The sequence below is a fragment of the Streptomyces sp. NPDC091279 genome (assembly GCF_044757465.1).
Taxonomy (GTDB): domain Bacteria; phylum Actinomycetota; class Actinomycetes; order Streptomycetales; family Streptomycetaceae; genus Streptomyces.
The window spans coordinates 135,129-160,819 of record NZ_JBIVVA010000011.1; the positions used below are offsets into that span (position 1 = coordinate 135,129).

The following is a 25,691-nucleotide window of genomic DNA, read 5'->3' on the forward strand; positions in this document are numbered from 1 at the left end:
CGCATCCCGAAGACGAAAGTTTCCCCCAGTGAGTGAGACAACGCACGACGGCACGGTCGCCCTGAGCAAGCCCGTGCCGCCCGACGACGGCCTCACGGCGGCCCAGCTGGCCGACCGGCACGGGCTGACCGTGAGCGGCGCCCGGCCCTCGCTCGTCCAGTACGTCCGCCAGCTGCTGAACCGGCGGCACTTCATCCTCGCCTTCTCCCGGGCGAAGCTGACCGCGCAGTACAGCCAGGCGAAGCTGGGCCAGCTGTGGCAGGTGGCGACCCCGCTGCTCAACGCGGCCGTCTACTTCTTCATCTTCGGTCTCATCCTGAAGGCCGACCGGGGCATGCCCCGGCACGTGTACATCCCGTTCCTGGTCACCGGCGTGTTCGTGTTCACGTTCACGCAGTCCTCGGTGATGGCGGGCGTGCGCGCGATCTCCGGCAACCTCGGCCTGGTGCGGGCCCTGCACTTCCCGCGGGCCTCGCTGCCGATCTCGTTCGCCCTCCAGCAGCTCCAGCAGCTGCTGTTCTCGATGATCGTGCTGTTCGCGGTCGCGGTGGGCTTCGGCTCCATGCCGACCCTGTCCTGGCTGCTGATCCTGCCGGCGCTCACCTTGCAGTTCCTCTTCAACACCGGCCTCGCGCTGATCATGGCCCGGGCCGGCGCGAAGACCCCGGACCTCGCCCAGCTGATGCCGTTCGTGATGCGGACGTGGATGTACGCGTCCGGCGTGATGTTCTCCATCCCGGTGATGCTCGCGGACAAGCCGCAGTGGGTGGCCACCGTCCTGCAATGGAACCCGGCCTCGATCTACATGGACCTGATGCGCTTCGCGCTGATCGAGGACTACGCCGCCGCCAACCTCCCCGACCACGTCTGGGCCGCCGCCGGCGGCTGGGCGCTGCTGTTCGCCGTGGGTGGCTTCGTGTACTTCTGGAAGGCTGAGGAGCGGTACGGCCGTGGCTGAGCACAAGCAGACCGAGCGGGCCGGCGAGCCCATCCCCACCGTCATCGCCGACGAACTCCACATCGTCTACCGCGTCAACGGCGCCAAGACCGGCAAGGGCAGCGCCACCTCGGCGCTGAGCCGGATCGTCAGGCGGCGCGAGGAGCGGGGCGTGCGCAAGGTGCACGCCGTGCGCGGGGTCTCCTTCGTCGCGCACCGGGGCGAGGCGATCGGACTGATCGGCTCCAACGGCTCCGGCAAGTCGACCCTGCTGCGGGCCATCGCCGGGCTGCTGCCGGCCGAGCGCGGCAAGGTCTACACCGACGGCCAGCCCTCCCTGCTCGGCGTCAACGCGGCCCTGATGAACGACCTGACGGGCGAGCGGAACGTCATATTGGGCGGGCTCGCGATGGGGATGACCCGCGAGCAGATCAAGGAGCGCTACCAGGGCATCGTCGACTTCTCGGGCATCAACGAGAAGGGCGACTTCATCACCCTGCCGATGCGCACCTACTCCTCCGGCATGGCGGCCCGGCTGCGGTTCTCCATCGCCGCCGCCAAGGACCACGATGTGCTCATGATCGACGAGGCGCTGGCCACCGGCGACCGCAAGTTCCAGAAGCGCTCCGAGGAACGCATCAGGGAACTGCGCAAGGAAGCCGGAACGGTCTTTCTGGTGAGCCACAACAACAAGTCGATCCGCGACACCTGCGACCGCGTGCTCTGGTTGGAACGCGGCGAACTCCGGATGGACGGACCCACCGAAGAGGTTCTCAAGGAGTACGAGAAGTTCACGGGCAAGTAGAGTCCGCCCGGGAAATGGGCCGACCTGCCGCACAGGCGTCGAAGGGCCCCGCCGGAGCAGTTCCGGCGGGGCCCCGCGTCTGCCAAGAAAACCCCAACTCCGCCCGGCCGAAGGAATCTTGGCGCCGATCGGTGTGTTGTTGTGATCTGCGGGACACCCCGACGATCCGCGTCACGTTGTACAACGTAAGCTGGAGCAGTGCTGAAAAAGCGGCAATCGGGGCGATAATGCGCCACACCCTCGACTGAGCAGGCCGTGCGTACATCTGGGCGGCGTGTCCGAAATAGTGTGTATTGGGTCGGCAGTGTAGAACGGGAGATGTGACGGCAATGGCTACGGAAACTCCCCGGCTCCGCGCAGCACGTGCCGTCCCCGCCCCGGGCGGCCGACGGTGACGAGATCCCGCACGCCACGCCTCACCGAGCCGGAGCGCTCCACCCTCGACAAGGCCGCCGCCGAGAACTTCCCGGTGGCCCCCTTCTTCCTCCCCAGGGACTGGCGCGACGACCTCATGGCCGTCTACGGCTTCGCCCGCCTGGTCGACGACATCGGCGACGGCGACCTGGCCCCCGGCGGCGCCGACGCCCGCCTCCTCGACGTGGCCCCGCAGGACGCCGATGACCGGCTGCTGATGCTGGACGCCTTCGAGGCCGACCTCGCACGCGTCTTCGACGCCACCCCGCGCCACCCCCTGCTGCGCCGCCTGCAACCCACGGTCCGCCGCCGCGCGCTCACCCCCGAACCCTTCCTCGGGCTGATCGCCGCCAATCGCCAGGACCAACTGGTGGCCCGCTACGAGACCTACGACGACCTGCTCGCCTACTGCGAGCTGTCCGCCAACCCCGTCGGCCGTCTCGTCCTCGCCGTCACCGGCACCTCGACCCCCGAGCGCGTCCGGCTCTCGGACGCGATCTGTACCGCACTACAGATCGTCGAACATGTGCAGGACGTCGCCGAGGACCTCGGCCGCGACCGCATCTACCTGCCCGCAGAGGACATGAAACGCTTCCACGTGCAGGAATCCGACCTCGCCACCGCCCACGCCGGCGCATCGGCGCGCGCGCTGGTCGCCTTCGAAGCAGAACGCGCCCTCACCCTCCTGAATGAAGGCGCCCCCCTCGTGGGTAGCGTCCACGGCAGGTTGAAGCTGCTGCTCGCCGGGTTCGTGGCAGGGGGAAAGGCGGCGGTCCACGCGATCGCCGCCGCCGAATACGACGTACTTCCCGGCCCGCCCAAGCCCGGCAGACTCCAGCTGCTGCGCGAGGTGGGCGTGACGCTGCGAGGAAAGAGGTGATCCGGACCGTGGAGTCGGAACAACAGCACGTGCCCGCACCGGTACTCGCCGCCTACCGCTACTGCGAGGCCGTCACCGGAACCCAGGCCCGTAACTTCGCGTACGGCATCCGGCTGCTGCCCACGTCGAAGCGGCGGGCCATGTCGGCGCTGTACGCGTTCTCCCGGCGCGTCGACGACATCGGCGACGGCACCCTGCCCGTCGACGTGAAGGGCGAGCGCCTCGAAGAGACCCGGGCGCTGCTGACCCGGGTGCGCAAGGGCGAGGTCGCCGAGGACGACACCGACCCGGTCGCCGTCGCCCTCGCGCACACCGCCGAGGCCTTCCCGGTCCCGCTCGGCGGCCTGGACGAGCTGATCGACGGCGTCCTGATGGACGTACGCGGCGAGACCTACGAGACCTGGGACGACCTCAAGGTCTACTGCCGGTGTGTCGCCGGCGCCATCGGGCGGCTCTCGCTCGGCGTGTTCGGCACCGAGCCCGGCGCGCGCGGCGCCGAACGCGCGCCGGAGTACGCCGACACCCTGGGGCTCGCGCTCCAGCTGACCAACATCCTGCGCGACGTCCGCGAGGACGCCCAGGGCGGACGCACCTACCTGCCCGCCGACGACCTCGCGAAGTTCGGCTGCTCGGCCGGGTTCGACGGCCAACTCCCGCCGGAGGGCTCCGACTTCGCGGGCCTCGTCCACTTCGAGGTGCGACGGGCCCGCGCGCTGTTCGCCGAGGGCTACCGGCTGCTGCCGATGCTCGACCGGCGCAGCGGCGCCTGTGTCGCCGCCATGGCCGGCATCTACCGCCGCCTCCTGGACCGCATCGAGCGCGACCCGCAGGCCGTGCTGCGCGGCCGGGTCTCGCTGCCCGGACGGGAGAAGGCGTATGTCGCCGTGCGCGGTCTGTCCGGCCTGGACACCCGGCACGTGACCCGGCGGACCGTCAGGAGGCGGGCCTGATGGACGCTCGCCGCTGTGACGGCGCCGACGGCGCGAAACGGCACTCAACCCGCGCCCCGGGCACCGCGTCCCTGACGGCGACGGCACGCCGCGCCGGGGGCCGGAACGGCGGCCGGGCGGGGAAGGACCCACGATGAACGACGCCACGGGGGCCGGCACACCGGTCGCGGGCGCCTGCGGGCCGCACGCCAAGGACGCCGTCGTGGTCGGCGGCGGCCTTGCCGGTGTCACCGCCGCCCTCGCCCTCGCCGACGCCGGTGTACGGGTCACCCTGCTCGAAGGCCGCCCCCGCCTCGGCGGCCTCGCCTTCTCCTTCCAGCGCGGCGCGTTGACGGTCGACAACGGACAGCACGTGTACCTGCGCTGCTGCACCGCCTACCGCTGGTTCCTCGACCGCATCGAGGGGACCGCGCTCGCGCCGGTGCAGAACCGTCTCGACGTGCCCGTCGTCGACCTGGCCCGGCCCGAGGGGCGCCGGCTCGGCAGACTGCGGCGGGACCCGCTGCCGGTGCCGCTGCACCTGGGGCGCAGCCTCGCCGCCTACCCGCACCTCTCGCTCGCCGAGCGGGCGAAGGTCGGCCGCGCCGCGCTCGCGCTCAAGGCCCTCGACCTCACCGACCCGGCCCTGGACGCCCAGGACTTCGGCGGCTGGCTGGCCGCGCACGGTCAGTCGGCGCGGGCCGTCGAGGCGCTGTGGGACCTGGTGGGCGTCGCCACCCTCAACGCCGTCGCCGGTGACTGCTCGCTGGCGCTGGCCGCGATGGTGTTCAAGACCGGCCTGCTGTCCGACCCCGGCGCCGCCGACATCGGCTGGGCCCGGGTGCCGCTCGGTGAACTGCACGACCGGCTGGCCCGCAAGGCGCTCGACTCCGCGGGCGTGCGGACCGAGACCCGCACTCGCGTCACCTCCCTGTCCACCGACGAGAGTGGCCGTTGGAGCGTCGAGGTTCCCGGCGAGACGCTGCGCGCGGACGCCGTCGTTCTCGCCGTTGCCCAGCGTGAGGCGTACGACCTGCTGCCGCCCGGCGCGCTCGACGACCCCGACCGGCTCCTGGAGATCGGCACCGCGCCGATCCTGAACGTCCATGTCGTCTACGACCGCCAGGTCCTCGCCCGGCCCTTCTTCGCGGCCCTGGGCACCCCGGTGCAGTGGGTCTTCGACCGCACCGACGCCTCCGGACTCAAGGGTGGCCAGTACCTCGCCCTGTCCCAGTCCGCCGCCCAGGACGAGATCGACGCGCCGGTCGCCGCCCTGCGCGCGCGTTATCTGCCCGAGCTGGAACGGCTGTTGCCCGGTGCCCGCGGTGCCGAGGTGACGGACTTCTTCGTGACCAGGGAGCGCACCGCGACCTTCGCTCCCACCCCCGGCGTCGGACGGCTGCGGCCGGGCGCCCGTACCAAGGCATCCGGCCTGTACCTGGCCGGAGCGTGGACCGCCACCGGGTGGCCCGCGACCATGGAGAGTGCGGTCCGCAGTGGTGTGAGCGCGGCGGACGCCGCGCTCGGCGCCCTCGGCCGGCCCCGCCCCGCCCACCTCTTCGAGTTCGAGGAGGCGGCATGACGCGCGACGCGCGCGCGGCGGGCCCCCGCACCTCCGGTACCGCAACAAGAGGAGAGACTGTGCCCCCTGTGCCCCCGGCCTCGACCGCCGGCCAAGAGACCGCGGTGGACGTGACCGCGCTCCTGGAACGCGGCCGGACCCTGGCCACGCCGGTACTGAGGGCGGCCGTTGACCGCCTGGCCCCTCCCATGGACACCGTCGCCGCCTACCACTTCGGCTGGATCGACGCCGAGGGCAACCCCGCCGACGGCGACGGCGGCAAGGCCGTGCGCCCGGCCCTGTCCGTGCTCTCCGCCGAGGTCACCGGCGCCGCCCCCGAGGCCGGCGTGCCCGGCGCGGTCGCCGTCGAACTCGTCCACAACTTCTCCCTGCTGCACGACGACCTGATGGACGGCGACGAGCAGCGCCGCCACCGCGACACCGTCTGGAAGCTGCACGGCCCCGCCCAGGCCATCCTGGTCGGCGACGCCCTGTTCGCCCTCGGCAACGAAGTCCTCCTCGAACTCGGCACCGTCGAGGCCGGCCGCGCCACCCGCCGGCTGACCGCCGCGACCCGCGCCCTGATCGACGGCCAGGCCCAGGACATCTCCTACGAGCACCGCGACCGTGTCAGCGTCGAGGAGTGCTTGGAGATGGAGGGCAACAAGACCGGCGCCCTGCTCGCCTGCGCCTGCTCCATCGGCGCGGTGCTCGGCGGCGCCGACGACCGCACCGCCGACACCCTGGAGAAGTACGGCTACCACCTCGGCCTCGCCTTCCAGGCCGTCGACGACCTCCTCGGCATCTGGGGCGACCCGGTCTCCACCGGCAAGCAGACCTGGAGCGACCTGCGCCAGCGCAAGAAGTCGCTGCCGGTCGTGGCCGCCCTCGCGGCGGGCGGGGAGGCCTCCGAGCGGCTCGGCGAGATCCTCGCCGCCGACGCCAAGAGCAGCGACTTCGCGCACTTCTCCGAGGAGGAGTTCGCGGCCCGCGCCGCCCTCATCGAGGAAGCGGGCGGCCGTGAGTGGACCGCCCAGGAAGCACGCCGTCAGCACACCATCGCCCTCGAATCCCTCGACGCCATCGACATGCCCGACCGGGTACGGGCCCAGTTCGCGGCGCTCGCCGACTTCGTCGTCGTACGAAAGAGATGATCACTATCGGCCGAATAATCCTCGCGTAGTCGCCGGCCGGTGTCTCGGGACACCCAGCACCGGCCGACGGCGGACCCACAGCAGCACGATGCGAACTGACTGCACGCGAAGGGGAAGCCATGACAGCGACGACCGACGGAAGCCCCGGGGCCATGCCTCCCCGCGCTGCCGCGGCCAGCGACACCGCACGCACCACCCCCGGGGCCGCCGGGGTGCACGAGACCGCCCTGCGCGCCGTACAGCGCTCCACCGACTTCCTGCTCGGCCAGCAGGACCCGCAGGGCTGGTGGAAGGGCGACCTGGAGACCAACGTCTCCATGGACGCCGAGGACCTGCTCCTCAGACAGTTCCTCGGCATCCGCGACGAGGCCACCACCAGCGCCGCCGCACTCCACATCCGCGGCCTGCAACGCCCCGACGGCACCTGGGCCACCTTCTACGGCGGACCGGGCGAACTCTCCGCCACCATCGAGGCGTACGTCGCCCTCAGACTCGCCGGTGACACGCCCGACGCCCCGCACATGGCCCGCGCCGCCACCTGGATTCGGGCCCGCGGCGGCATCGCCTCGGCCCGCGTCTTCACCCGCATCTGGCTCGCCCTGTTCGGCTGGTGGAAGTGGGAGGACCTGCCCGAACTCCCGCCGGAACTCCTGTACTTCCCCAAGTGGTTCCCCCTCAACATCTACAACTTCGGCTGCTGGGCGCGGCAGACCATCGTGCCGCTCACCGTCGTCTCCGCGAAGCGCCCGGTGCGCCCGGCGCCGTTCCCGCTCGACGAACTGCACACCGACCCGCTCTGCCCCAACCCGCCCAAGCCCCTTGCCCCGGCGGCCAGTTGGGACGGGCTCTTCCAGCGGCTCGACAAGGTGGTGCGCGGCTACCGCTCGGTCGCGGTGCGCCGGTTGCGCACGGCCGCGCTGCACCACGCCACCCGGTGGATCGTCGAACGCCAGGAGAACGACGGCTGCTGGGGCGGCATCCAGCCCCCCGCCGTGTACTCCCTGATCGCCCTGCACCTGATGGGCTACGACCTCCAACACCCCGTGATGCGGGCCGGGATCGAGTCCCTCGACCGGTACGCCGTGTGGCGCGAGGACGGCGCCCGGATGATCGAGGCCTGCCAGTCACCGGTGTGGGACACCTGCCTGGCCGTCATCGCCCTCGTCGACGCCGGAGTCCCCGCCGACCACCCCCAACTCGTGCGCGCCGCCGACTGGATGCTCGGCGAGGAGATCGTCAGGCCCGGCGACTGGTCCGTCCGCAGGCCCCAACTCCCGCCCGGGGGATGGGCGTTCGAGTTCCACAACGACAACTACCCCGACATCGACGACACCGCCGAAGTGGGCCTGGCGCTGCGCCGGATCAGGCACCACGACCCCGATCGCATCGACAACGCGATCGGGCGCGCGGTGCGCTGGAACCTCGGTATGCAGTCCAGGAACGGCGGTTGGGGCGCCTTCGACGTCGACAACACCAGCCCGTTCCCCAACCGGCTGCCGTTCTGCGACTTCGGTGAGGTCATCGACCCGCCGTCGGCCGACGTCACCGCGCACGTCGTCGAGATGCTCGCCGTCGAGGGCCTCGCCCACGACCCGCGCACCCGGCGCGGCATCGAGTGGCTGCTCGCCGAACAGGAGCCCGACGGCTCGTGGTTCGGGCGCTGGGGCGTCAACTACGTCTACGGCACCGGCTCCGTGGTGCCCGCGCTGACCGCCGCCGGCTTCCCCCGCTCGCACCCCGCGATCCGCCGCGCGGTCGGCTGGCTGGAGTCGGTGCAGAACGACGACGGCGGCTGGGGCGAGGACCTGCGCTCCTACCAGGACCCCGCCCACTGGAGCGGCCGGGGCGCCTCCACGGCTTCCCAGACCGGGTGGGCGCTGATGGCGCTGCTGGCGGCCGGTGAACGCGACTCCAAGGCCGTCGAGCGGGGCGTCGGCTGGCTCGCCGCCACCCAGCGCGAGGACGGCTCCTGGGACGAGCCGTACTTCACCGGCACCGGCTTCCCCTGGGACTTCTCCATCAACTACCACCTCTACCGGCAGGTGTTCCCGCTCACCGCGCTCGGCCGGTACCTGAACGGGGAGCCCTTCGCGAAGAAGCCCTTCCCCGAGGTCGAGGGCGGCTGATGAGCACCCAGCCCGCACCGGCCCCGCTGCTGATCGCCTGCGCGCTCGGCATCGAGCACCTCGCCCTGCGCGCCGGTGACCGCGGCGGCGCCGGCGGGCCGGTCACGGTCCTGCGCACCGGCATGGGCCCCCGGGCCGCCGACCGCTCCGTCACGCGGATGCTCGCCGATCCGCAGCTCGCCGACGCGGCCGTGCTGGCCACCGGCTTCTGCGCCGGGCTCGCCCCCGGCATGCACCCCGGCGACCTGGTCGTCGCCGAGGAGACCCGGGACCCGCACGGGACCGTGGCCTGCGTCGGCACCGAACTGCTCGTCAAGGAACTCGTGCGGACCCTGCCGGGACGCACCGTCCACACCGGGCCGCTGACCGGCTCCGACCACGTGGTGCGCGGCCCCGAACGCTCGGACCTGCTCGCCACCGGCGCGATCGCCGTCGACATGGAATCCGCGGCGACGCTCCTGAGCGCCGTCCGCACGGGACCACGCCCCGTTGCGGCCGTACGGGTGGTCGTGGACGCTCCTGAACATGAACTGGTCCGGATCGGCACGGTGCGCGGTGGAATATCGGCCTTCCGCGTTCTTCGCTCCGTACTTCCCGCTTTCTTCGAATGGCACCGATCCTTGTTGCTCCCCAGGAGGTGAGCCAGATGGCCATGCCGCTGCGCCAGTCCATCAAGGTCGCTACATATCTCGCCGAACAGAAGATCCGCAAACGTGACAAGTTCCCGCTGATTGTGGAGCTGGAGCCGCTCTTCGCGTGCAACCTCAAGTGCGAGGGCTGCGGCAAGATCCAGCACCCGGCCGGCGTGCTCAAGCAGCGCATGCCGGTCGCCCAGGCCGTCGGGGCGGTCCTGGAGTCCGGTGCTCCCATGGTGTCCATCGCGGGCGGCGAGCCTCTGATGCACCCTCAGATCGACGAGATCGTCCGCCAGTTGGTGGCCCGCAAGAAGTACGTCTTCCTGTGCACCAACGCCATGCTGCTGCGCAAGAAGATGGAGAAGTTCACGCCCTCGCCGTACTTCGCGTTCGCCGTGCACATCGACGGACTGCGCGAACGGCACGACGAATCGGTCGCCAAGGAAGGCGTGTTCGACGAGGCGGTCGCCGCCATCAAGGAGGCCAAACGGCGTGGCTTCCGCGTCACCACCAACTCGACGTTCTTCAACACCGACACCCCGCAGACCATCGTGGAGGTGCTCGACTACCTCAACGACGAACTGCACGTCGACGAGATGATGATCTCGCCCGCCTACGCCTACGAGAAGGCCCCCGACCAGGAGCACTTCCTCGGCGTCACACAGACCCGCGAACTCTTCAAGAAGGCGTTCGCGGGCGGCAACCGGCGCCGCTGGCGGCTCAACCACTCCCCGCTCTTCCTGGACTTCCTGGAGGGCAAGGTCGACTTCCCGTGCACCGCGTGGGCGATCCCCAACTACTCGCTCTTCGGCTGGCAGCGCCCCTGCTATCTGATGAGCGACGGGTATGTGCCGACGTACCGCGAGCTGATCGAGAAGACCGACTGGGACAAGTACGGCCGCGGCAAGGACCCGCGCTGCGCCAACTGCATGGCGCACTGCGGCTACGAGCCCACCGCCGTCCTCGCCACCATGGGCTCCCTCAAGGAGTCGCTGCGCGCCCTGCGCGAGACGGTCTCCGGCAACCGGGAGTAACTCCGCCCCGGGGCACCACACAGGGACGGTCGCCTTCGGCGTGCTGCTCGCCGAGGGCACCGGACCGGTTCCTCGCGCCCGCCCGGCGCGGGGAGGTGCCGGCCGACATCGGTCGCACGCCCGTCGAGGTGACCGGGCGGCACACTCAAGGAGAGAGCGGAATGAGCAAGGAGTTCGACCTCGGCGCCCTCATGGCCGAGCGCGGAGCCGAGCGGTACGAGCTGCACGGCAAGTACCTCAACCCTCAACTCCCGCGCATGCTGCGCACCATCGGCTTCGACAAGGTCTACGAGCGCGGCGAGGGCGCCTACTTCTGGGACGAGGACGGCAACGACTACCTGGACATGCTCGCCGGGTTCGGGGTGATGGGCCTGGGCCGCCACCACCCCGTCGTCCGCAAGGCGTTGCACGACGTCCTCGACGCCGACCTCCCCGACCTCACCCGCTTCGACTGCCAGCCGTTGCCCGGGCTGCTGGCCGAGAAGCTGCTCGCGCACAGCCCGCACCTGGACCGGGTGTTCTTCGGCAACAGCGGCACCGAAGCGGTGGAGACCGCCCTCAAGTTCGCCCGCTACGCCACCGGGAGGACCCGCGTCCTCTACTGCGACCACGCCTTCCACGGCCTGACCACCGGCGCCCTCTCGGTCAACGGCGAGTCCGGCTTCCGGGACGGCTTCGCCCCGCTGCTGCCCGACACCTCCGTGCCGCTCGGCGATCTCGACGCCCTGGAAAGGGAGTTGGCCAAGGGCGACGTCGCCGCCCTCGTCGTCGAGCCGATCCAGGGCAAGGGCGTCCACGAGGCGCCGCCCGGATATCTGCGCGCCGCCCAGGAGTTGCTGCACCGGCACAAGGCGCTGCTCATCGCCGACGAGGTGCAGACCGGGCTCGGCCGCACCGGCGACTTCTACGCCTACCAGCACGAGGACGGTGTCGAACCCGATCTGGTGTGCGTGGCCAAGGCGTTGTCCGGCGGCTATGTGCCGGTCGGCGCGACCCTCGGCAAGGACTGGATCTTCAAGAAGGTCTACTCGTCCATGGACCGGGTGCTCGTCCACTCGGCGAGCTTCGGCTCCAACGCCCAGGCCATGGCGGCCGGCCTCGCCGTGCTGTTCGTCATGGAGAACGAGCAGATCGTCGCCAACGCGCGCGTGACGGGGGAGCTGCTGAGGTCACGGCTCGCCGCTCTCGTCGACACCTATGAGCTGCTCGCCGACGTGCGCGGCCGGGGGCTGATGATCGGCATCGAGTTCGGCCGGCCCAAGTCGCTGAAGCTGCGCAGCCGTTGGACGATGTTGCAGGCCGCGCGCAAGGGCCTGTTCGCGCAGATGGTGGTGGTCCCGCTGCTCCAGCGGCACCGGATTCTCACCCAGGTCTCCGGCGACCACCTGGAGGTCATCAAGCTGATCCCGCCGCTGACGGTGGGGGAGCGCGAGGTGGACCGGTTCGTCGAGGCGTTCACCGCGGTGATGGACGACGCGCACAGCGGCGGCGGACTGATGTGGGACTTCGGCAAGACCCTGGTGAAGCAGGCCGTGGCCAACCGGTAAGAGATGCGGGAGCGGTGGTTTTTTGCCTCTGAGGCAAGAAAATTGCCCCGGAGGCAAAGTTCCGGCTGAATGGGGTGCATGAGCGCCCCCGAGACCCCGTCGTCGGGCGGGCCGGACGAGATCCTGCCCGTCGTCGCGCCGCACCTGCGTGAGCTGCGGCGCCGTGCCTCCCTGACGCTGGAGGCGGCGGCCCGGGACGCCGGACTCTCCCCGGCCCACCTCTCCCGGCTGGAGACCGGGCAACGCCAGCCCTCGTTGCCGATGCTGCTCGCGCTCGCCCGCACCTACGGTACGACAGTCTCCGAACTGCTCGGCGAGACGGTCGGCGACCGGGACGCCGTCGTCCGCGCCGCCGACATGGAACCGACCGGGGCGGGCGGCTGGACCTACTGGCAGGCCGGTGCCTCGGGACGTTCCTTGCAGGCGCTGCGCGTCCATGTGCCGCACGGCGCGCAGGGCGACATCGTGCGCGTGCACCCCGGTGAGGAGTGGCTGTACGTCCTCAGCGGACGGCTCCGGCTCCGCCTCGGTGACACCACGCACCGGCTCGGTCCCGGGGACAGCGCGCACTTCGACTCGCTGACCCCGCACCGCATCGCCGCCCAGGACCCCGACGGCGTCGACCTGCTCTTCGTCCACACCCTGCTCCAGAGCCCCACGGCCACGCTGTGCCTGGGGCCCCTCACCGGAGGCACCCCATGAGCAACATGGAAGAGAAGTTCCCGCGCGCCCTGTGGGTCCGGCTGATCATCTACATCGCCGTCGGCCACCTCTTCGCGGCCTTCATCTATCTGCTCTTCGAGCTGGGCGCGCGGTCCCAGTAGCGGCCGTCAGTCGAGGAGGCGCTCGCGCAGCCGGTCCCGCAGCTCCGGGGTGAGCCCGAGGCCCCGCTCCAGATAGGTGTCGACGTCGCCCCAGATCTCGTCGATGGTCTCCAGCGCGGCCGTCAGATACTCCGCGCGGGCGTCGAAGAGGGGGCTCAGCAGCTCCATCACCTCGGGCGAGTAGGCCAGTTCACCGCCGCCGCTGCGCCGCACCCGGTAGCGGCGGTGCGTCGCGTTCGACTCCAGGTAGTCGGTGACGATCGCCTCCCGCTCCACCCCGAGGGCGAGGAGCGTCACGGCTATGGACAGGCCCGCGCGGTCCTTGCCCGCCGCACAGTGCATCAGCGCGGGCACACTGTCCTCGGCGAGCGACCGCAGCACGCGCCCGTGCTCCTCGGTGCGCTCCCGGACGATCGCGCGGTACGAACGGACCATGCGGGCCGCGCCCTTGCCGTCGCCCAGGATCGCGCGCAGCTGCTCGATGTCGCCGTCGCGGACCAGCTTCCAGAACCCGGCGCCCTCCGCCGGGTCGGACAGCGGCAGGTTCACATTGCGCGTGCCGGGCAGCTCGACGTCCGGGCCCTCCAGCTTCTGGTCGGCCGCGTTGCGGAAGTCGAAGACCGTGTGCAGGCCGAGGGAGGACAGGAAAGCCGTGTCCTCGGTCGTCGCGTGCGCGAGATGCCCGCTGCGGAACAGCACGCCGTACCGCACGCGCCGGCCGTCCGTCGTGGGCAGCCCGCCCACATCACGGAAATTCCGCACACCGGACAGCTCGGGCTCGGTCGACGGGATCTGCTGCGTCACGGGGGCTCCCTCCCACACGGGCCCGTCGACGCGGCTCGACAAGAGGCCGACGGGGCCGACCTCGACGATACGACATACCTATCGGTCGCCGATGAGTTATCCACAGGCGTTGCCAGGCGGCCCGCGGCACCTGAAGATGTTGCTGCTTGATCGCACCTGTTCGAATATGTGAGGGCTTGATGCTGGAGATCTCCGACCGCGGCCGTACCTGGCTCCTCACCGGGCCAACCGTCGGCTACGCCGTCCATCTCACCGAGGACGACGAACTGATCCACCTGCACTGGGGTGCACGGATCACGCTCGCCGACGCCGAGGCGCTCGCCGCCCGCCCGGACCCCGCCTACCGGCCCTTCGAGTCCCAGCTCGACGGCCGCGAGGAGTACCCGGTCGAGGGCGGCCCCCGTTTCGTCCGCCCCGCCCTGTCCGTGCGCACCGAGGAACGGCGCGGCACCGAGTGGCACTTCGACGGATACGAGGTCGACGAGGGTGCCGAGGGTGCCGAGGGTGCCGAGGGTGCCGAGGGCGAGGGCGGTGAGCTGCGGCTGCGCTTCCGGGACGACGGCCTCACCGTCACCCTGCACTACCGGATGCGCCACGACGTCCTGGAACGCCGGGTCACCCTCGCCAACGACGGGCCCGATGTCGAGCTGCTGCGCGCCGACTCCGCCACCTGGACCCTGCCCCAGCGCGAGGGCTGGCGGCTCCACCAGCTGCACGGTGCCTGGGCCGCCGAGTCGCTGCTGACCAGCGCGCCCCTCACCTACGGCGACAAGGTCATCGGCAGCCGTCGCGGCCACACCGGGCACCAGCACCTGCCCTGGGTCGCCCTGGACACCGACGCCACCGAGGAGCGCGGCGAGGTCTACGGCTGCGCCCTCGGCTGGTCCGGCTCCTGGCGCATCGCGGTCGCGCACCTGCCGGACGCGCGCGTGCAGATCAACGGCGGCGCCGGGTACGACGACTCCGGGCTGCTGCGGCTGGCGGCGGGCGAGTCGTGGACGACGCCCGTCTTCGCGGGACTGTGGAGCGACGAGGGGTTCGGGGGCGCCAGCCGGGCCTGGCACGCCTACCAGCGCGCGTATGTCATCCCGGACGCCGACCGGGACCGGCCGGTGCTGTTCAACTCCTGGGAGGCCAGCTACTTCGACATCTCCGAGCAGCAGCAGGCCGCGCTGGCCCGGCGTGCGGCGGCCATCGGCATCGAGCTGTTCGTGGTGGACGACGGCTGGTTCGGCGCCCGCACCAGCGACCGGGCCGGGCTCGGTGACTGGACGCCCAATACCGACCGCTTCCCCGGCGGTCTCAAGCCGCTCGCCGACCAGGTGCACGCGCTCGGTATGCAGTTCGGCATCTGGGTCGAGCCGGAGATGGTCAACCCGGACAGCGACCTGTACCGCGCGCACCCCGACTGGGTGCAGTTCCAGCCCGGCCGCGCACGCACCGAGTTCCGCAACCAGCTGGTGCTGAACCTGGCCCGCGAGGACGTCCAGGAGTATCTCTGGGAGCGGCTCGACACCCTCCTGTCCAGTGCCCCCATCGACTACGTCAAGTGGGACTTCAACCGCTGCTTCACCGACGCGGGCTGGCCGGGTGAGCCCTACCCGCAGCGCCTGTGGGTCGACCATGTGAGCGCCCTGTACGCCCTGCTGGACCGGCTGCGCGAGGCCCACCCCGGTGTCGCCTTCGAGTCCTGCTCGGGCGGCGGCGGCCGGATCGACCTCGGGATCATGAGCCGCACCGACCAGGTGTGGACCTCCGACAACACCGACCCGCTGGACCGGCTCGCCATCCAGCACGGCTTCAGTCAGCTGCACCCCGCGCGCGTGATGGCCGCCTGGGTCACCGACAGCCCCAACACCCAGCTCAACGGCCGGGCCAGCTCGCTGCGTTTCCGGTTCGTGAGTGCCATGGCCGGGGTGCTCGGGGTCGGCGGCGACCTCACCGAGTGGAGCGAGGAGGAGCTGACCGAGGCCGCCGAGTGGGTGGACCTCTACAAGGAGATCCGGCCCGTCGTGCAGCGCGGCGACCTCTACCGGCTCCGGCCGCCGGGCGGCGGGCTGAGCGCCGTGCAGTATGTGCGCGGGGACGAGGCGGTGGTGCTGGCCTGGCTCCAGTCGCAGAGTTACGGCAATCCCGCACCGGCGCTGCGGCTGCGCGGGCTCGACCCGACGGCATCGTATGAATGCCGTGACACGGGTGAAGTCCACCGGGGTGCCGTGCTGCTGCATCACGGGCTGGCCACCGGGTTGCGTGGCGATCTCGACGCGAAGGTCATCCGGCTGCGCCGTATCTGAACCTTCTGTCCGTATTAACTCCCTCGTTTGCGCTTAGGCCCCCTTCATTCCAACTCGCTCTGGAATGAAGGGGGCTGGAGCAGCGTCACGTGAGGAGCGTCATAGTCGTGACCGAGGGTGGCTCGACATGTTCACGTAATGAGGGTGCTTTTCAAGGGAGTTCACCCCGAGCGTGGACCATTCCTTGCACGCAGGGTGACGGCGAATTTCAGTGCTGGATCACAGGAAACACATTCACAGGGAACCGCCGCTTGTTCTGTGGCGTCTTCGTCGCTTACGTTCGCCACCCATCCGGGCGGATGCCTAATCCTGCCGCCGACCGGAATCCGGACTACTCACTCGTACCCGGCAGGAGCGGGGGACCCACAGGCATCACCGCCTGTTCCGGTCTCCGGAACAGGCTTTGGGGTTAAGCCGCGCCGAAAAGCGCGGCCGGGCATCTCCAGCTCGCACCCGACAGCTCACCTCGCAGGCACCGGAGAGGAATGCGTCATGCCCGCGAAGGGTAAGCACCGCCGTCCGAAGCCCCCGCGCTTCAGTCGCTCGATAGCCGTCGCCGGAACCGGCGGGGCCGCTCTCGCCCTTCCGCTCATGGGGGCCGCCGGCGCCCACGCGGCGACCGCGCAATCCACCGCCCGGACGGTTTCCGAAAAGGCCGTCCAGGCCCTTCCGGCCGCCGCCGAGAAGTCGGCCGCGAAACAGCGGTCGACGGCCGACTCGGGCGTACGGACCTATGCGGTGCGTTCCGGTGACTGGCTCGCGAAGATCGCCGACGAGCAGCACGTCAGCGGTGGCTGGGAGCGGCTCTACTCCGACAATCGGCGGGCCGTCGGCGACAACCCCTCGTTGATCCACCCAGGGCTCAAGCTCACGATCGGCACGAAGGCCGCGGGGACCGGCGGAGAATCGGCGCCCTCGAAGCCGTCGCAGTCGTCGAAGCCGTCGGAATCGTCGAGTTCCTCGAACTCCTCGCATTCTTCGGGCTCTTCGGGCTCTTCCTCTTCCAGCTCCTCGAATTCCGCGAGTTCTTCCCAGACGTCCTCCGGGAAGAGCAGTGCGTCGACGAGCAGTTCCTCCGGCTTCACCCTGCCGGTCACCGGGGCCACCATCGGCACCCCGTACCACGCCTCCGGTTCCATGTGGTCGAGCGGTTACCACACCGGCGTCGACTTCATCGTCCCGACCGGCACCAGCGTCAAGGCCGTGGGCGCCGGCACCGTCGTCACGGCCGGCTGGGGCGGCGCGTACGGCAACCAGGTCGTCATCAAGCTCGCCGACGGCTACTACGCCCAGTACGCGCACCTCTCCGAACTGTCGGTGTCGGCCGGGCAGACCGTGACCGAGGGGCAGCAGGTCGGGCTCTCCGGCGCCACCGGCAACGTGACAGGACCGCACCTGCACTTCGAGATCCGCACCACCCCGGACTACGGCTCCGACGTGGACCCGGTCGCCTACCTCCGCACCAAGGGCGTCACGGTCGGCTGACCCCGGCCCCGCAGACCACCGGAGGCCGGACCCCGATCCCCGGGTCCGGCCTCCGGTGCGTCGGCCAACAGGCCGGTGTGTCCACGGTGTTGCGGCTCGATCCGCGGTGTCGACAGGGTCCGTGAGCACGGGGCAGAGTGATCTCCGTGACGACGACGCGCAGAACCTTCGGAGCCCTGGCCGCAGCGACCGCCGCGCTGGCCCTCGCCCCCGCGCCGGCCGCGAGCGCCACGCCCCGCCGGCACCGGGACCTGATCGCCCACGACGACTTCCGGCACGGACTCGGCAAGTGGGCGACCGAACTCCAGGACGGCGGCACGGTCACCGCGTCCCGAGGAGTGCTGGAGATCGACGTGCCGAGCGGCGCGACCGTATGGCTCCGCCGGCGGCTCACCGGCCCCTACGTCATCGAGTACACCGCCACGCCGGTCTCCGAGGGCGGGCCCAACGACCGGGTCTCCGACCTCAACAACTTCTGGAACGCCACCGACGTCCGTTCCCCGCACGACCTCTTCGCCACCCCGCGCGGCGGCGCCCTGGAGGAGTACGACCAGCTCACCACGTACTACTCCGGATACGGCGCCAACTACAACACCACGACCCGACTGCGCCGTTACGTCGGCCTTGCCGGGGTCCGGCCGCTGGTGCTCGACTACACCGAGCCGCTGCTCGTGGCGAACCGGCCGCACCAGGTCCGGATCGTCTCCGACGGCTCCACGGTCCGCTGGTGGAACAACGGGCGGCTGGTCTTCGACCACGCCGACCCGCAGCCGTACACCGACGGGCACTTCGCCTTCCGGACCACGTGGAGCCACTTCCGGGTCCGGGACTTCCGGGTGTGGCGGGCCGCCGGGTAACCGGAGGGGCGGCTTCAGCGAGGTTGCCGCCTCAACCACCCTGTGTGGGTTGTTATTCCTTCCTTGGCCAACACTTTAGGAGTGGTTCATCTCACCGTTCCTTGACCGCTTCCTACGGTCGCGTAGGCCTTATTCGAAGGTGAATCATGGCGGGGTGGCAGACGATTCGAAGAATGACAGCAGAGTAGTGATCGGGTCGTACGTTGCGGTGGGGGACAGCTTCACCGAAGGCGTCGGCGACCCCGGCCCCGACGGGGCGTTCGTCGGCTGGGCCGACCGGTTCGCGGTCCTGCTCGCCGATCGGCGCCCCGAGGGCGACTTCGCGTACACGAACCTCGCGGTACGCGGCAAACTTCTCGACCAGGTGATCGAGGACCAGGTGCCCAAGGTCCTTGAACTCGCCCCTGACCTGGTCTCCTTCTGTGCGGGTGGCAACGACATCATCCGGCCCGGCACCGATCCCGACGAGGTCGCGGAGCGGTTCGAGCGGGGGGTCGTGCGGCTGACGGAGGCGTGCGGGACGGTGATGGTGACCACCGGGTTCGACACCCGGGGGGTGCCCGTCCTCAAGCATCTGCGCGGCAAGATCGCCACGTACAACGGGCATGTGCGGGCCATCGCCGATCGGCACGGGTGCCCGGTGCTCGACCTGTGGTCCCTGCGGACCGTGCAGGATCGGCGGGCCTGGGACAACGACCGGCTGCATCTGTCCGCCGACGGGCACACGCGGGTTGCCCTGCGGGCGGGGCAGGTGCTCGGTGTCGAGGTGCCGGCCGATCCTGATCAGGCGTGGCCGCCGTTGCCTCCTCGCGGCACGTTGGAGGTGCGGCGGGATGATGTGCATTGGGCTCGGGAGTATCTCGTGCCGTGGATCGGGCGGCGGTTGCGGGGGGAGTCGTCCGGGGACCACGTGACGGCGAAGGGTGTCTTGTCGCCCGACGACATCAAGAACCGGATTGCTCCGGTGGCCTGAGCGTCCCTGCGGGGCGGGTGCGGTGTGGGGTGCGTTTGAGGGTGCGGGTGCGTGGTGGTTTTGCGCAGTTCCCCGCGCCCCTGGATGCGCAGTTCCCCGCGCCCCCTTGTGTGGTTCCTCGCGGTCCTGGTTCGGCTGCGGCGTGGTTTTTGGGGCGCCTCATGGGGTGGGGGTGCGCTGGGAGCGCGGGTGCGGGTCGAGTGTGGCCGCTCGCGCAGTTCCTCGCGCCCCCAAAGGGCGCCCTCCGCGCCCCCGCGCCCTCCGCGCCCCCGCGTTACTTGTCCAGGGACAGTTCCCGCGTCAGGGCCTCTTCTGTCCATTGGCGGGATTTTGTGTGGGGGATTGAGCCGGGGTAGGAGGTCAGTTGGACTGCTAGGCCGTCCAGGAGGGCGGTGAGGCGGAGGGCTGTGGCTGTGGGGTCGGGGCAGTGGAACTCGCCTGCCGCCACGCCCTCTTTGATGACCTCGGTGATGGCTGTTTTCCAACGGCGGTCCAGGTCGCGGGTGAGTGCCTGGAGCTCGGGATCGCGCAGGGACGCCGACCAGCCCTCGATCCACAGGCGCCAGCCCTTGGCCTGGCCGGTCGGGGCGTACCAGCGCACCGCCGCCCGCAGCCGGCGCAGGGCCGTCGTGCGGCGGCCGAGCAGGGTGCGCAGGTGGGCGAGGTCGCCCTCGGCGGCATGCGCGAACGCGGCGACGACCAGGCGCTCCTTCGTCGCGAAGTGGTAGAGCACCAGCGCGTTGCTCACCCTGAGCGCCGAGGCGATGTCGGAGATCCGCACCCCTGCCACGCCCCGCGCCTCGATCTGCTCGACGGCCGCCCGCAACAGCTCCTCGCGCCGCTCCGTCACCGTCAACCGCTCTCTCGCCACGCGATCAGCCTATGCCGTCGGCACCTGCCGGACCCCGCGGTGGGCGCTTCCCGGCCAACCGCTCCCGGCTCATGTCACCGGTACCAGCCGAACCGTTCCCCCATCACCGGCAGACGGTCCGCGACGATCGCGTGCGCGGCGGCCCGTGGCGTCGTCCCGTCGCGCTCCGCACGGGTCAGTGTCCGTTCGACCAGGGCCCGCATCGCCCGCCGGACCTGGGCGAAGGCCTCCTCCGCCGAGGGGCCGACGTCGCCGAACAGGGTCCACCACCACCAGGCGTTGGTACCGGAGTTGACCACCACGTCGGGCAGCACGGTCACCCCGCGCGCGGTGAGCAGCCGCTCGGCCTCCGGCAGTACGGGCATGTTGGCCGCCTCGACGATCCAGCGGGCGCTGATCCGCTCCTGGTCCGGCGCGTCGATCGCGTAGGACACCGCCGCCGGGACGAGGATCTCCGCGTCGGCCGACAGCCAGGCGTCGCCGGGCAGTTCGAGGTCGGCCGGGCGCAGCGCCGCGCGGTCGACGGTGCCGTGGCCGTCCCGGGCCCGCAGCAGCGCCTCGACGTCCAGGCCCGCCGGGTTGGCGATCGTCCCCTTGACGTCGGCGACGGCGACCACGCTGAGTCCGGCGCGGGTCAGGAAACGGGCCGTCGCCCCGCCCATCGTGCCCAGGCCCTGCACGGCGACCCGGGCCTCCCGGTACGGCAGCCCGGCCCGGTCCAGGGCGGCGAGCGCCGACTCGGCGACCCCGCAGCCCCCGACCAGTTCGTCCAGGCCGATGCCGTCCACCTCGACGGCGAACGCGTCCGCGAGCCGGCGCCGGGCCGCCGTCTCGTCGTCGAGGAGCGGGTACACCGCCTGGATCGACGAGACGAGCCCGGCCTCGGCCGCCGCCCGGTCCACCAGGTCCTGGGTGAGACCGAGATCCTCACCGGTCGTCCAGAAACTCTCCACGGACGGCTTCATGGCGCGAAAGAAGCGCACCAGGACGCCGTACGCCGCCGGGTCCCGGGGGTCGCAGTCGATGCCGCCCTTGGCGCCGCCGAGCGGGAGGTAACGGTGCTGTGGGTGACGCTCCGGGTCGTAATGCAGGGCTTCCTTCATGGTCATGCCGCGCGCGAGCCCGGTCACCTCGGCCAGCGTGCAGCCCTCCCGCATCCGCAGGCCGCCGCTGGCGACGCCCCGCACCAGCCGGTCGACGACCAGGAAACCCCGGCGGCCCGTGACGTGGTCGGTCCAGGTGAGCGAGAGCAGCGGGGCGGTGTCAGTGCTGGTCACGGGGCTCCTCGCGGGCGGCGGACAGGGGCGCGGGCCGCTGACCTCTACTGAATCGGGGGTCAGTATGGGAAGGGGCGTCGCCACCTGTCAACGTATGCGGGGGAGCGTCCGAGGGGGCGGCGCCGCCGGTGCGGGCCTCGGTCGACCTTCGTCACGCTCCGTCGTATCTTTGGGCTTTCCTTGGAAAGAGCCCGAGAGGCACCGGACGCGCCGGTGCTGTCCGTGGGGGCGACCATAATGGAATGCCTCACCGACTCACCCTGGAGGTACCGTGTCCGGTTTCCGACCCCTGAGTTCCGGGCTCCGCGAGCTGCGGCCCGAGGCCTTCGGCGCGGACCCGAGCGGTGAGCGCCTGGCGCGTATCCGCAGATCACCGCATTTCAAGGACGGCGTCTTCCAGAACCCCGGGGAGACCGCCACCATCCGTCCCTCGGGCTCCGCGAAGAGCATCGCCAAGGTCTACCTCGACAAGGAGTCCCGCCCCCGGCGCGCCCCCCAGGGCCCCGTGCCGGTGCACCCCACGACCCTCGCCGACATCGCCCGGCCGCCCGCCACCGGACTGCGCCTGACCTGGATGGGCCACTCCAGCGTCCTCGCGGAGATCGACGGGCAGCGGGTGCTGTTCGACCCGGTGTGGGGCGAGCGCTGCTCACCGTTCCCGTTCGCCGGGCCCAAGCGGCTGCACCCGGTGCCGTTGCCGCTGGCCGCGCTCGGTCCCGTCGACGTCGTCGTCATCTCGCACGACCACTACGACCACCTCGACATGCCCACCATCAAGGCGCTGGCCGGCACGGACACGCTGTTCGCGATCCCGCTCGGCGTCGGCGCCCACCTGGAGCGCTGGGGCGTGCCCTCCGACCGGCTGCGCGAGCTGGACTGGCACGAGGAGACGAAGGTCGGCGGCCTCACCCTGACCGCCACCCCGGCCCGGCACTTCTGCGGGCGCGGCCTGCGCAACACCCAGCACACCCTGTGGGCGTCCTGGGCCGTGGCCGGACCCGAGCACCGGATCTACCACAGCGGCGACACCGGGTACTTCGAGGGCTTCAAGGACATCGGCGCCGCGCACGGCCCGTTCGACGCGACGATGATCCAGATCGGCGCGTACAGCGAGTTCTGGCCCGACATCCACATGACGCCCGAGGAGGGGCTGCGGGCCCATCTCGATCTCCAGGGCGGCACGCCGCGCGGCGTGATGATGCCGATCCACTGGGGCACGTTCAACCTCGCGCCGCACCCGTGGGCGGAGCCCGGCGAGGGCACCGTCGCCGCCGCCCGAGCCGTCGGCGCGCGCATCGCGCTGCCCCACCCCGGCCAGCCCTTCGAACCCACCGCCGAGACGCTCCCCGCCGACCCCTGGTGGCGCGGCGTCGCCCAGGCACCGGTCGGCGGCTGGGTGGACGCGGACACCCCGACGCCCCTTCCCGCCGACGACACGGTGAGTGACGTTCAGGGGAAGCATTCCACGGGCACCGATGAGCCCGAGACGGTCCAGGCGGGCTGACCGGCAGACCGGGAACAGCCACCGGAGAGAACCGGAGACAGGGCCGGGGAGCAGCTGCTCCCCGGCCCTCCCGCATGTCCGGGGACCGTTTTCGACCAGCTCTGATCGGTTCCTCGCTGCATCCTTTCGTCTGGGTGGCGGCCGTATCGGTCTCCCGTGCGAGACGTCCTGCTGGCGGGGGACGATCGCCCGGGGAGTTCGGCAACTGCCGCTCGCGCATGCGTCGTTCACAACTACTGTGAGTGTCCGTCGAACGGCGTAGTCCGGCCCGCACCGCGACGGCGAACGCCCGACCGCGCATCCCGCGCGCCCCCAGGCACCGACGGACCAGTACGAGGAAACCGATGGCTCACCTCCGCGCACCGGCCACCCGCGCAGACCGCCGTGAGAGCGGACGGCACGGCCGGCCGGTCGCCCGCACCGCCCCCGCGCTGCCCGAGGCCCCCATACGGTCGCAGCTGTTCCGGCTCGCCGTGCTGCCGCCGACCGCCGTCGCCCTCAGCGCCTCGGCCGCCGTGCTCTTCACCGTCCGCTCCACCGGAGCCCGCCCCGACCTCACCCTGTGGGGCGTGCTCGCGGGCGCCCTCGCCGTGGCGCTCGCCGGCATCCTGGTCGCCGCCGTGGCCGCCGGGCGCGCCGCCCGTTCCGTCGGCGACCGGGTCGGCGCCCTGCGTCGCGGCAGCGCCCGCCGCGAGGCCGACCTGCGTGCCCTGGTCGAGGCCCTGCGCCGCGGTGAACGCCCGCCCCGGCGCGCCCCGCGCGGCTTCCCGCCCGACGACGCCGACGACCTCGACCTCCTCGCCTGCGACCTCGCCCGCGCCCACGACAGCGCCCTCGCCGCCGTCGTCCAGGCCGCGCAGCTCTCCAGCCAGACCGGCGACGAACAGCGCCTTGAGGTCTTCCTCAACCTCGCCCGGCGCCTCCAGTCGCTGGTGCAGCGGGAGTTGTCGGCGCTGGACGAGCTGGAGAACGACATCGAGGACCCCGACCTCCTCAAGGGCCTCTTCCACGTCGACCACCTCGCCACCCGGATGCGCCGGCACGCCGAGAACCTCGCCGTGCTCGGCGGCGCCGTCTCCCGTCGGCAGTGGAGCAACCCCGTTCCGATGACCGAGGTGCTGCGCTCCGCCGTCGCCGAGGTCGAGCAGTACGCCCGGGTCAAGCTGGTGCCCCCGGTCGACGGCACCCTGCGCGGGCACGCCGTCGCCGACGTCATCCACCTGCTGGCCGAACTCGTCGAGAACGCCACGGTGTTCTCCGCCCCGCAGACCCAGGTCCTGCTGCGCGCCAACCTCGTCACCGCCGGGCTCGCCGTCGAGGTCGAGGACCGGGGGCTCGGCCTGCCGCTGGACGAGCAGCACAGCATGAACGCCCTGCTCGCCGACCCCGACCAGGTCAACGTCGCGCACCTGCTCGCCGACGGGCGCATCGGCCTGTACGTCGTCTCCCAACTGGCCCGGCGCCACGGCATCGACGTCCGCCTCCAGAGCAACATCTACGGCGGTGTGCAGGCCGTCCTCGTCGTGCCGACGGAGCTGCTCGGACCGCCGGCGCCGACCGGGCCGGACCAGGAACCCGTGGGTGAGGGCGCCGTCGAGCCCGGCCCGCCCGCGCGGCCCGGCAGCCACCGGGGCGCCCCGGCCGAGGCCGTCCCCGTCCAGCCCGGCCACGGCAGCGCCCTCCCCCACGGGGTCCCGGCCGCCGCCACCGTCGTTCACCCCGGGGCCGCCGCCCCGCTGCCGGTGCGCGGCGAGCACACGGCGCGGGCCAATCCGGCGGAGGCGGTGCCGGGGCTGCGGGCCGATGACCGGCGGCTCCTCGACGACCGGCCGACGGCGCCGCTCACGCCCCGGGTCGGACCCGTGCGCGGCACCATGGCCAAGCCCCGGCTGCCCCGGCGGCGCGCGCAGGAACACCTCGTTCCCGAGCTGCGCGGCGGCCCGCTGCCCCGGCCCGTCGACGCGGCGCCCGCCGAGCACGACCCCGGCCTGATGGCGGCCTTCCGGCGCGGCATCAGCCTGGCGGAGAGCAGCCCGCGCCGGGACCCGGCGCCCCCCGACCCGACGTACCCGGCGCCCGGGGCCCCGTACCGGCCCGACCTCACCCACACCGGCGGGCACCCGCTCGACCCGGCCCACCGCACCGCCGTTCCGCATCCGGAGGCGTTTCCGGCGGCCGGTGCGCCGCCGCTGGACGTCACCGTCCTCGACGTCGGCCCCGTCCTCCAGGCGCACCCCGCGTCCGGGCACGGCGGCGATCAGCTCCACCGGCGCGACGGGAGCGCGTCGGCCGGATGACCCTCACCGCTCCCGCAGACCTTCGTACCCCAAGGAGTCGATCCACCATGGCGAGCGATGTGCCGACCGGCCAGGAATCCGACCTCGACTGGCTGATGAGCGGCCTCGTGCAGCGCGTACCGCACACCGACAGCGCGGTGCTGCTGTCCTGCGACGGCCTCGTGAAGTCGGTCCACGGCCTCGACGCGGACAGCGCCGACCACATGGCCGCGCTGGCCTCCGGCCTCTACGCCCTCGGCCGCAGCGCCGGACTGCGGTTCGGCGACGGCGGTGACGTCCGCCAGGTCGTCGTCGAACTCGACTCGACCCTGCTGTTCGTGACCACCGCCGGGTCCGGCACCTGTCTCGCCGTGCTCGCCGGGCGCGACGCGGACGCGGCGGTGCTCGGCTACGAGATGGCGATGCTGGTCAAGAGCGTCCGCCCCTACCTCGCCACCGCGCCCCGCCGGCACGCCGTCGAACCCCCGGTGCTGCGGCCTTGAG

22 protein-coding genes and 1 riboswitch are annotated in these 25,691 nt (G+C 71.6%); of the genes, 19 read left to right on the forward strand and 3 right to left on the reverse strand.

What is annotated here, in order from left to right; translation table 11 throughout:
• Nucleotides 1–28: 28 nt before the first annotated feature.
• The 12 genes from ACIQOU_RS26920 (at nucleotide 29) to ACIQOU_RS26975 (ending at nucleotide 12,846) form a co-directional block, all read left to right on the forward strand.
• Nucleotides 29–958 carry an ABC transporter permease gene (locus tag ACIQOU_RS26920; RefSeq protein WP_401539970.1) on the forward strand — a complete coding sequence of 310 codons (930 nt, stop codon included), beginning with the start codon at nucleotides 29–31 and terminating at the stop codon, nucleotides 956–958.
• A complete protein-coding gene (locus ACIQOU_RS26925; protein WP_401539972.1) occupies nucleotides 951–1,742 on the forward strand; it encodes an ABC transporter ATP-binding protein in 792 nt (263 codons plus the stop codon). Before ACIQOU_RS26920 ends, ACIQOU_RS26925 begins: the two co-directional genes overlap by 8 nt.
• 391 nt (nucleotides 1,743–2,133) lie before the next feature.
• Nucleotides 2,134–3,036, forward strand: a complete 903-nt coding sequence (gene hpnC, locus ACIQOU_RS26930; RefSeq protein WP_401539975.1) for a squalene synthase HpnC — start codon at nucleotides 2,134–2,136, stop codon at nucleotides 3,034–3,036.
• The gene (gene hpnD / locus ACIQOU_RS26935; protein WP_401539978.1) at nucleotides 3,033–3,986 is read left to right on the forward strand and encodes a presqualene diphosphate synthase HpnD; all 954 of its coding nucleotides are present in this window, start codon (nucleotides 3,033–3,035) and stop codon (nucleotides 3,984–3,986) included. Before hpnC ends, hpnD begins: the two co-directional genes overlap by 4 nt.
• Nucleotides 3,987–4,119: 133 nt before the next feature.
• On the forward strand, nucleotides 4,120–5,547 hold the full coding sequence (hpnE, locus tag ACIQOU_RS26940) for a hydroxysqualene dehydroxylase HpnE (RefSeq protein WP_401539981.1): 1,428 nt from the start codon (nucleotides 4,120–4,122) through the stop codon (nucleotides 5,545–5,547).
• Between the two features lie 68 nt (nucleotides 5,548–5,615).
• Nucleotides 5,616–6,680, forward strand: coding sequence for a polyprenyl synthetase family protein (locus ACIQOU_RS26945; protein WP_401540528.1), 1,065 nt, complete (start codon nucleotides 5,616–5,618; stop codon nucleotides 6,678–6,680).
• 119 nt (nucleotides 6,681–6,799) lie between these two features.
• On the forward strand, nucleotides 6,800–8,806 hold the full coding sequence (gene shc, locus ACIQOU_RS26950; RefSeq protein ID WP_401539983.1) for a squalene--hopene cyclase: 2,007 nt from the start codon (nucleotides 6,800–6,802) through the stop codon (nucleotides 8,804–8,806).
• Nucleotides 8,806–9,447: a 1-hydroxy-2-methyl-2-butenyl 4-diphosphate reductase gene (locus ACIQOU_RS26955; RefSeq protein ID WP_401539986.1), complete on the forward strand. Its 642-nt coding sequence runs from the start codon at nucleotides 8,806–8,808 to the stop codon at nucleotides 9,445–9,447. Before shc ends, ACIQOU_RS26955 begins: the two co-directional genes overlap by 1 nt.
• Nucleotides 9,448–9,452: 5 nt before the next feature.
• Nucleotides 9,453–10,475 (forward strand): adenosyl-hopene transferase HpnH, encoded by a 1,023-nt coding sequence (hpnH, locus tag ACIQOU_RS26960; RefSeq protein WP_401540530.1) that lies wholly within the window; start codon nucleotides 9,453–9,455, stop codon nucleotides 10,473–10,475.
• A gap of 161 nt (nucleotides 10,476–10,636) precedes the next feature.
• Nucleotides 10,637–12,022 (forward strand): aspartate aminotransferase family protein, encoded by a 1,386-nt coding sequence (locus ACIQOU_RS26965; RefSeq protein ID WP_401539989.1) that lies wholly within the window; start codon nucleotides 10,637–10,639, stop codon nucleotides 12,020–12,022.
• Nucleotides 12,023–12,091: 69 nt separating this feature from the next.
• Entirely contained in the window at nucleotides 12,092–12,724 is a 633-nt protein-coding gene (locus tag ACIQOU_RS26970; RefSeq protein ID WP_401539992.1) for a helix-turn-helix domain-containing protein, read from the forward strand.
• A complete protein-coding gene (locus ACIQOU_RS26975) occupies nucleotides 12,721–12,846 on the forward strand; it encodes a DUF6126 family protein (RefSeq protein WP_401539995.1) in 126 nt (41 codons plus the stop codon). The genes ACIQOU_RS26970 and ACIQOU_RS26975 overlap by 4 nt, the downstream gene beginning before the upstream one ends.
• A gap of 6 nt (nucleotides 12,847–12,852) precedes the next feature.
• Here ACIQOU_RS26975 and ACIQOU_RS26980 read toward each other — a convergent pair whose 3' ends face one another.
• On the reverse strand, nucleotides 12,853–13,650 hold the full coding sequence (locus ACIQOU_RS26980) for a tyrosine-protein phosphatase (protein ID WP_401539998.1): 798 nt from the start codon (nucleotides 13,648–13,650) through the stop codon (nucleotides 12,853–12,855).
• A 179-nt stretch (nucleotides 13,651–13,829) separates the two neighbouring features.
• Here ACIQOU_RS26980 and ACIQOU_RS26985 point away from each other — a divergent pair, with 179 nt between their 5' ends.
• The 4 genes from ACIQOU_RS26985 (at nucleotide 13,830) to ACIQOU_RS27000 (ending at nucleotide 19,259) form a co-directional block, all read left to right on the forward strand.
• A complete protein-coding gene (locus ACIQOU_RS26985; RefSeq protein WP_401540001.1) occupies nucleotides 13,830–15,944 on the forward strand; it encodes an alpha-galactosidase in 2,115 nt (704 codons plus the stop codon).
• A gap of 326 nt (nucleotides 15,945–16,270) precedes the next feature.
• A riboswitch (cyclic di-AMP (ydaO/yuaA leader) is annotated at nucleotides 16,271–16,432 on the forward strand.
• A 4-nt stretch (nucleotides 16,433–16,436) separates the two neighbouring features.
• Complete coding sequence (locus tag ACIQOU_RS26990; RefSeq protein WP_401540004.1) at nucleotides 16,437–17,429, forward strand: peptidoglycan DD-metalloendopeptidase family protein; 993 nt, start codon at nucleotides 16,437–16,439, stop codon at nucleotides 17,427–17,429.
• 146 nt (nucleotides 17,430–17,575) lie between these two features.
• Complete coding sequence (locus ACIQOU_RS26995; RefSeq protein WP_401540007.1) at nucleotides 17,576–18,286, forward strand: DUF6250 domain-containing protein; 711 nt, start codon at nucleotides 17,576–17,578, stop codon at nucleotides 18,284–18,286.
• A 187-nt stretch (nucleotides 18,287–18,473) separates the two neighbouring features.
• Nucleotides 18,474–19,259, forward strand: coding sequence for an SGNH/GDSL hydrolase family protein (locus tag ACIQOU_RS27000; protein ID WP_401540009.1), 786 nt, complete (start codon nucleotides 18,474–18,476; stop codon nucleotides 19,257–19,259).
• 274 nt (nucleotides 19,260–19,533) lie between these two features.
• Here ACIQOU_RS27000 and ACIQOU_RS27005 read toward each other — a convergent pair whose 3' ends face one another.
• Together ACIQOU_RS27005 and ACIQOU_RS27010 are read right to left on the reverse strand one after the other, a co-directional pair.
• A complete protein-coding gene (locus tag ACIQOU_RS27005; protein WP_401540012.1) occupies nucleotides 19,534–20,130 on the reverse strand; it encodes a TetR/AcrR family transcriptional regulator in 597 nt (198 codons plus the stop codon).
• A 74-nt stretch (nucleotides 20,131–20,204) separates the two neighbouring features.
• Entirely contained in the window at nucleotides 20,205–21,407 is a 1,203-nt protein-coding gene (locus tag ACIQOU_RS27010; RefSeq protein WP_401540015.1) for a Glu/Leu/Phe/Val dehydrogenase dimerization domain-containing protein, read from the reverse strand.
• A gap of 271 nt (nucleotides 21,408–21,678) precedes the next feature.
• On the opposite strand from ACIQOU_RS27010, the gene ACIQOU_RS27015 reads away from it, so the two are divergent.
• From ACIQOU_RS27015 to ACIQOU_RS27025, 3 genes are all read left to right on the forward strand, one after another.
• Entirely contained in the window at nucleotides 21,679–22,911 is a 1,233-nt protein-coding gene (locus ACIQOU_RS27015) for an MBL fold metallo-hydrolase (RefSeq protein ID WP_401540018.1), read from the forward strand.
• A 344-nt stretch (nucleotides 22,912–23,255) separates the two neighbouring features.
• Nucleotides 23,256–25,208: an ATP-binding protein gene (locus ACIQOU_RS27020; protein WP_401540021.1), complete on the forward strand. Its 1,953-nt coding sequence runs from the start codon at nucleotides 23,256–23,258 to the stop codon at nucleotides 25,206–25,208.
• Nucleotides 25,209–25,255: 47 nt separating this feature from the next.
• Nucleotides 25,256–25,690: a roadblock/LC7 domain-containing protein gene (locus ACIQOU_RS27025; protein WP_401540024.1), complete on the forward strand. Its 435-nt coding sequence runs from the start codon at nucleotides 25,256–25,258 to the stop codon at nucleotides 25,688–25,690.
• The last annotated feature ends 1 nt before the right edge of the window (nucleotide 25,691 follow it).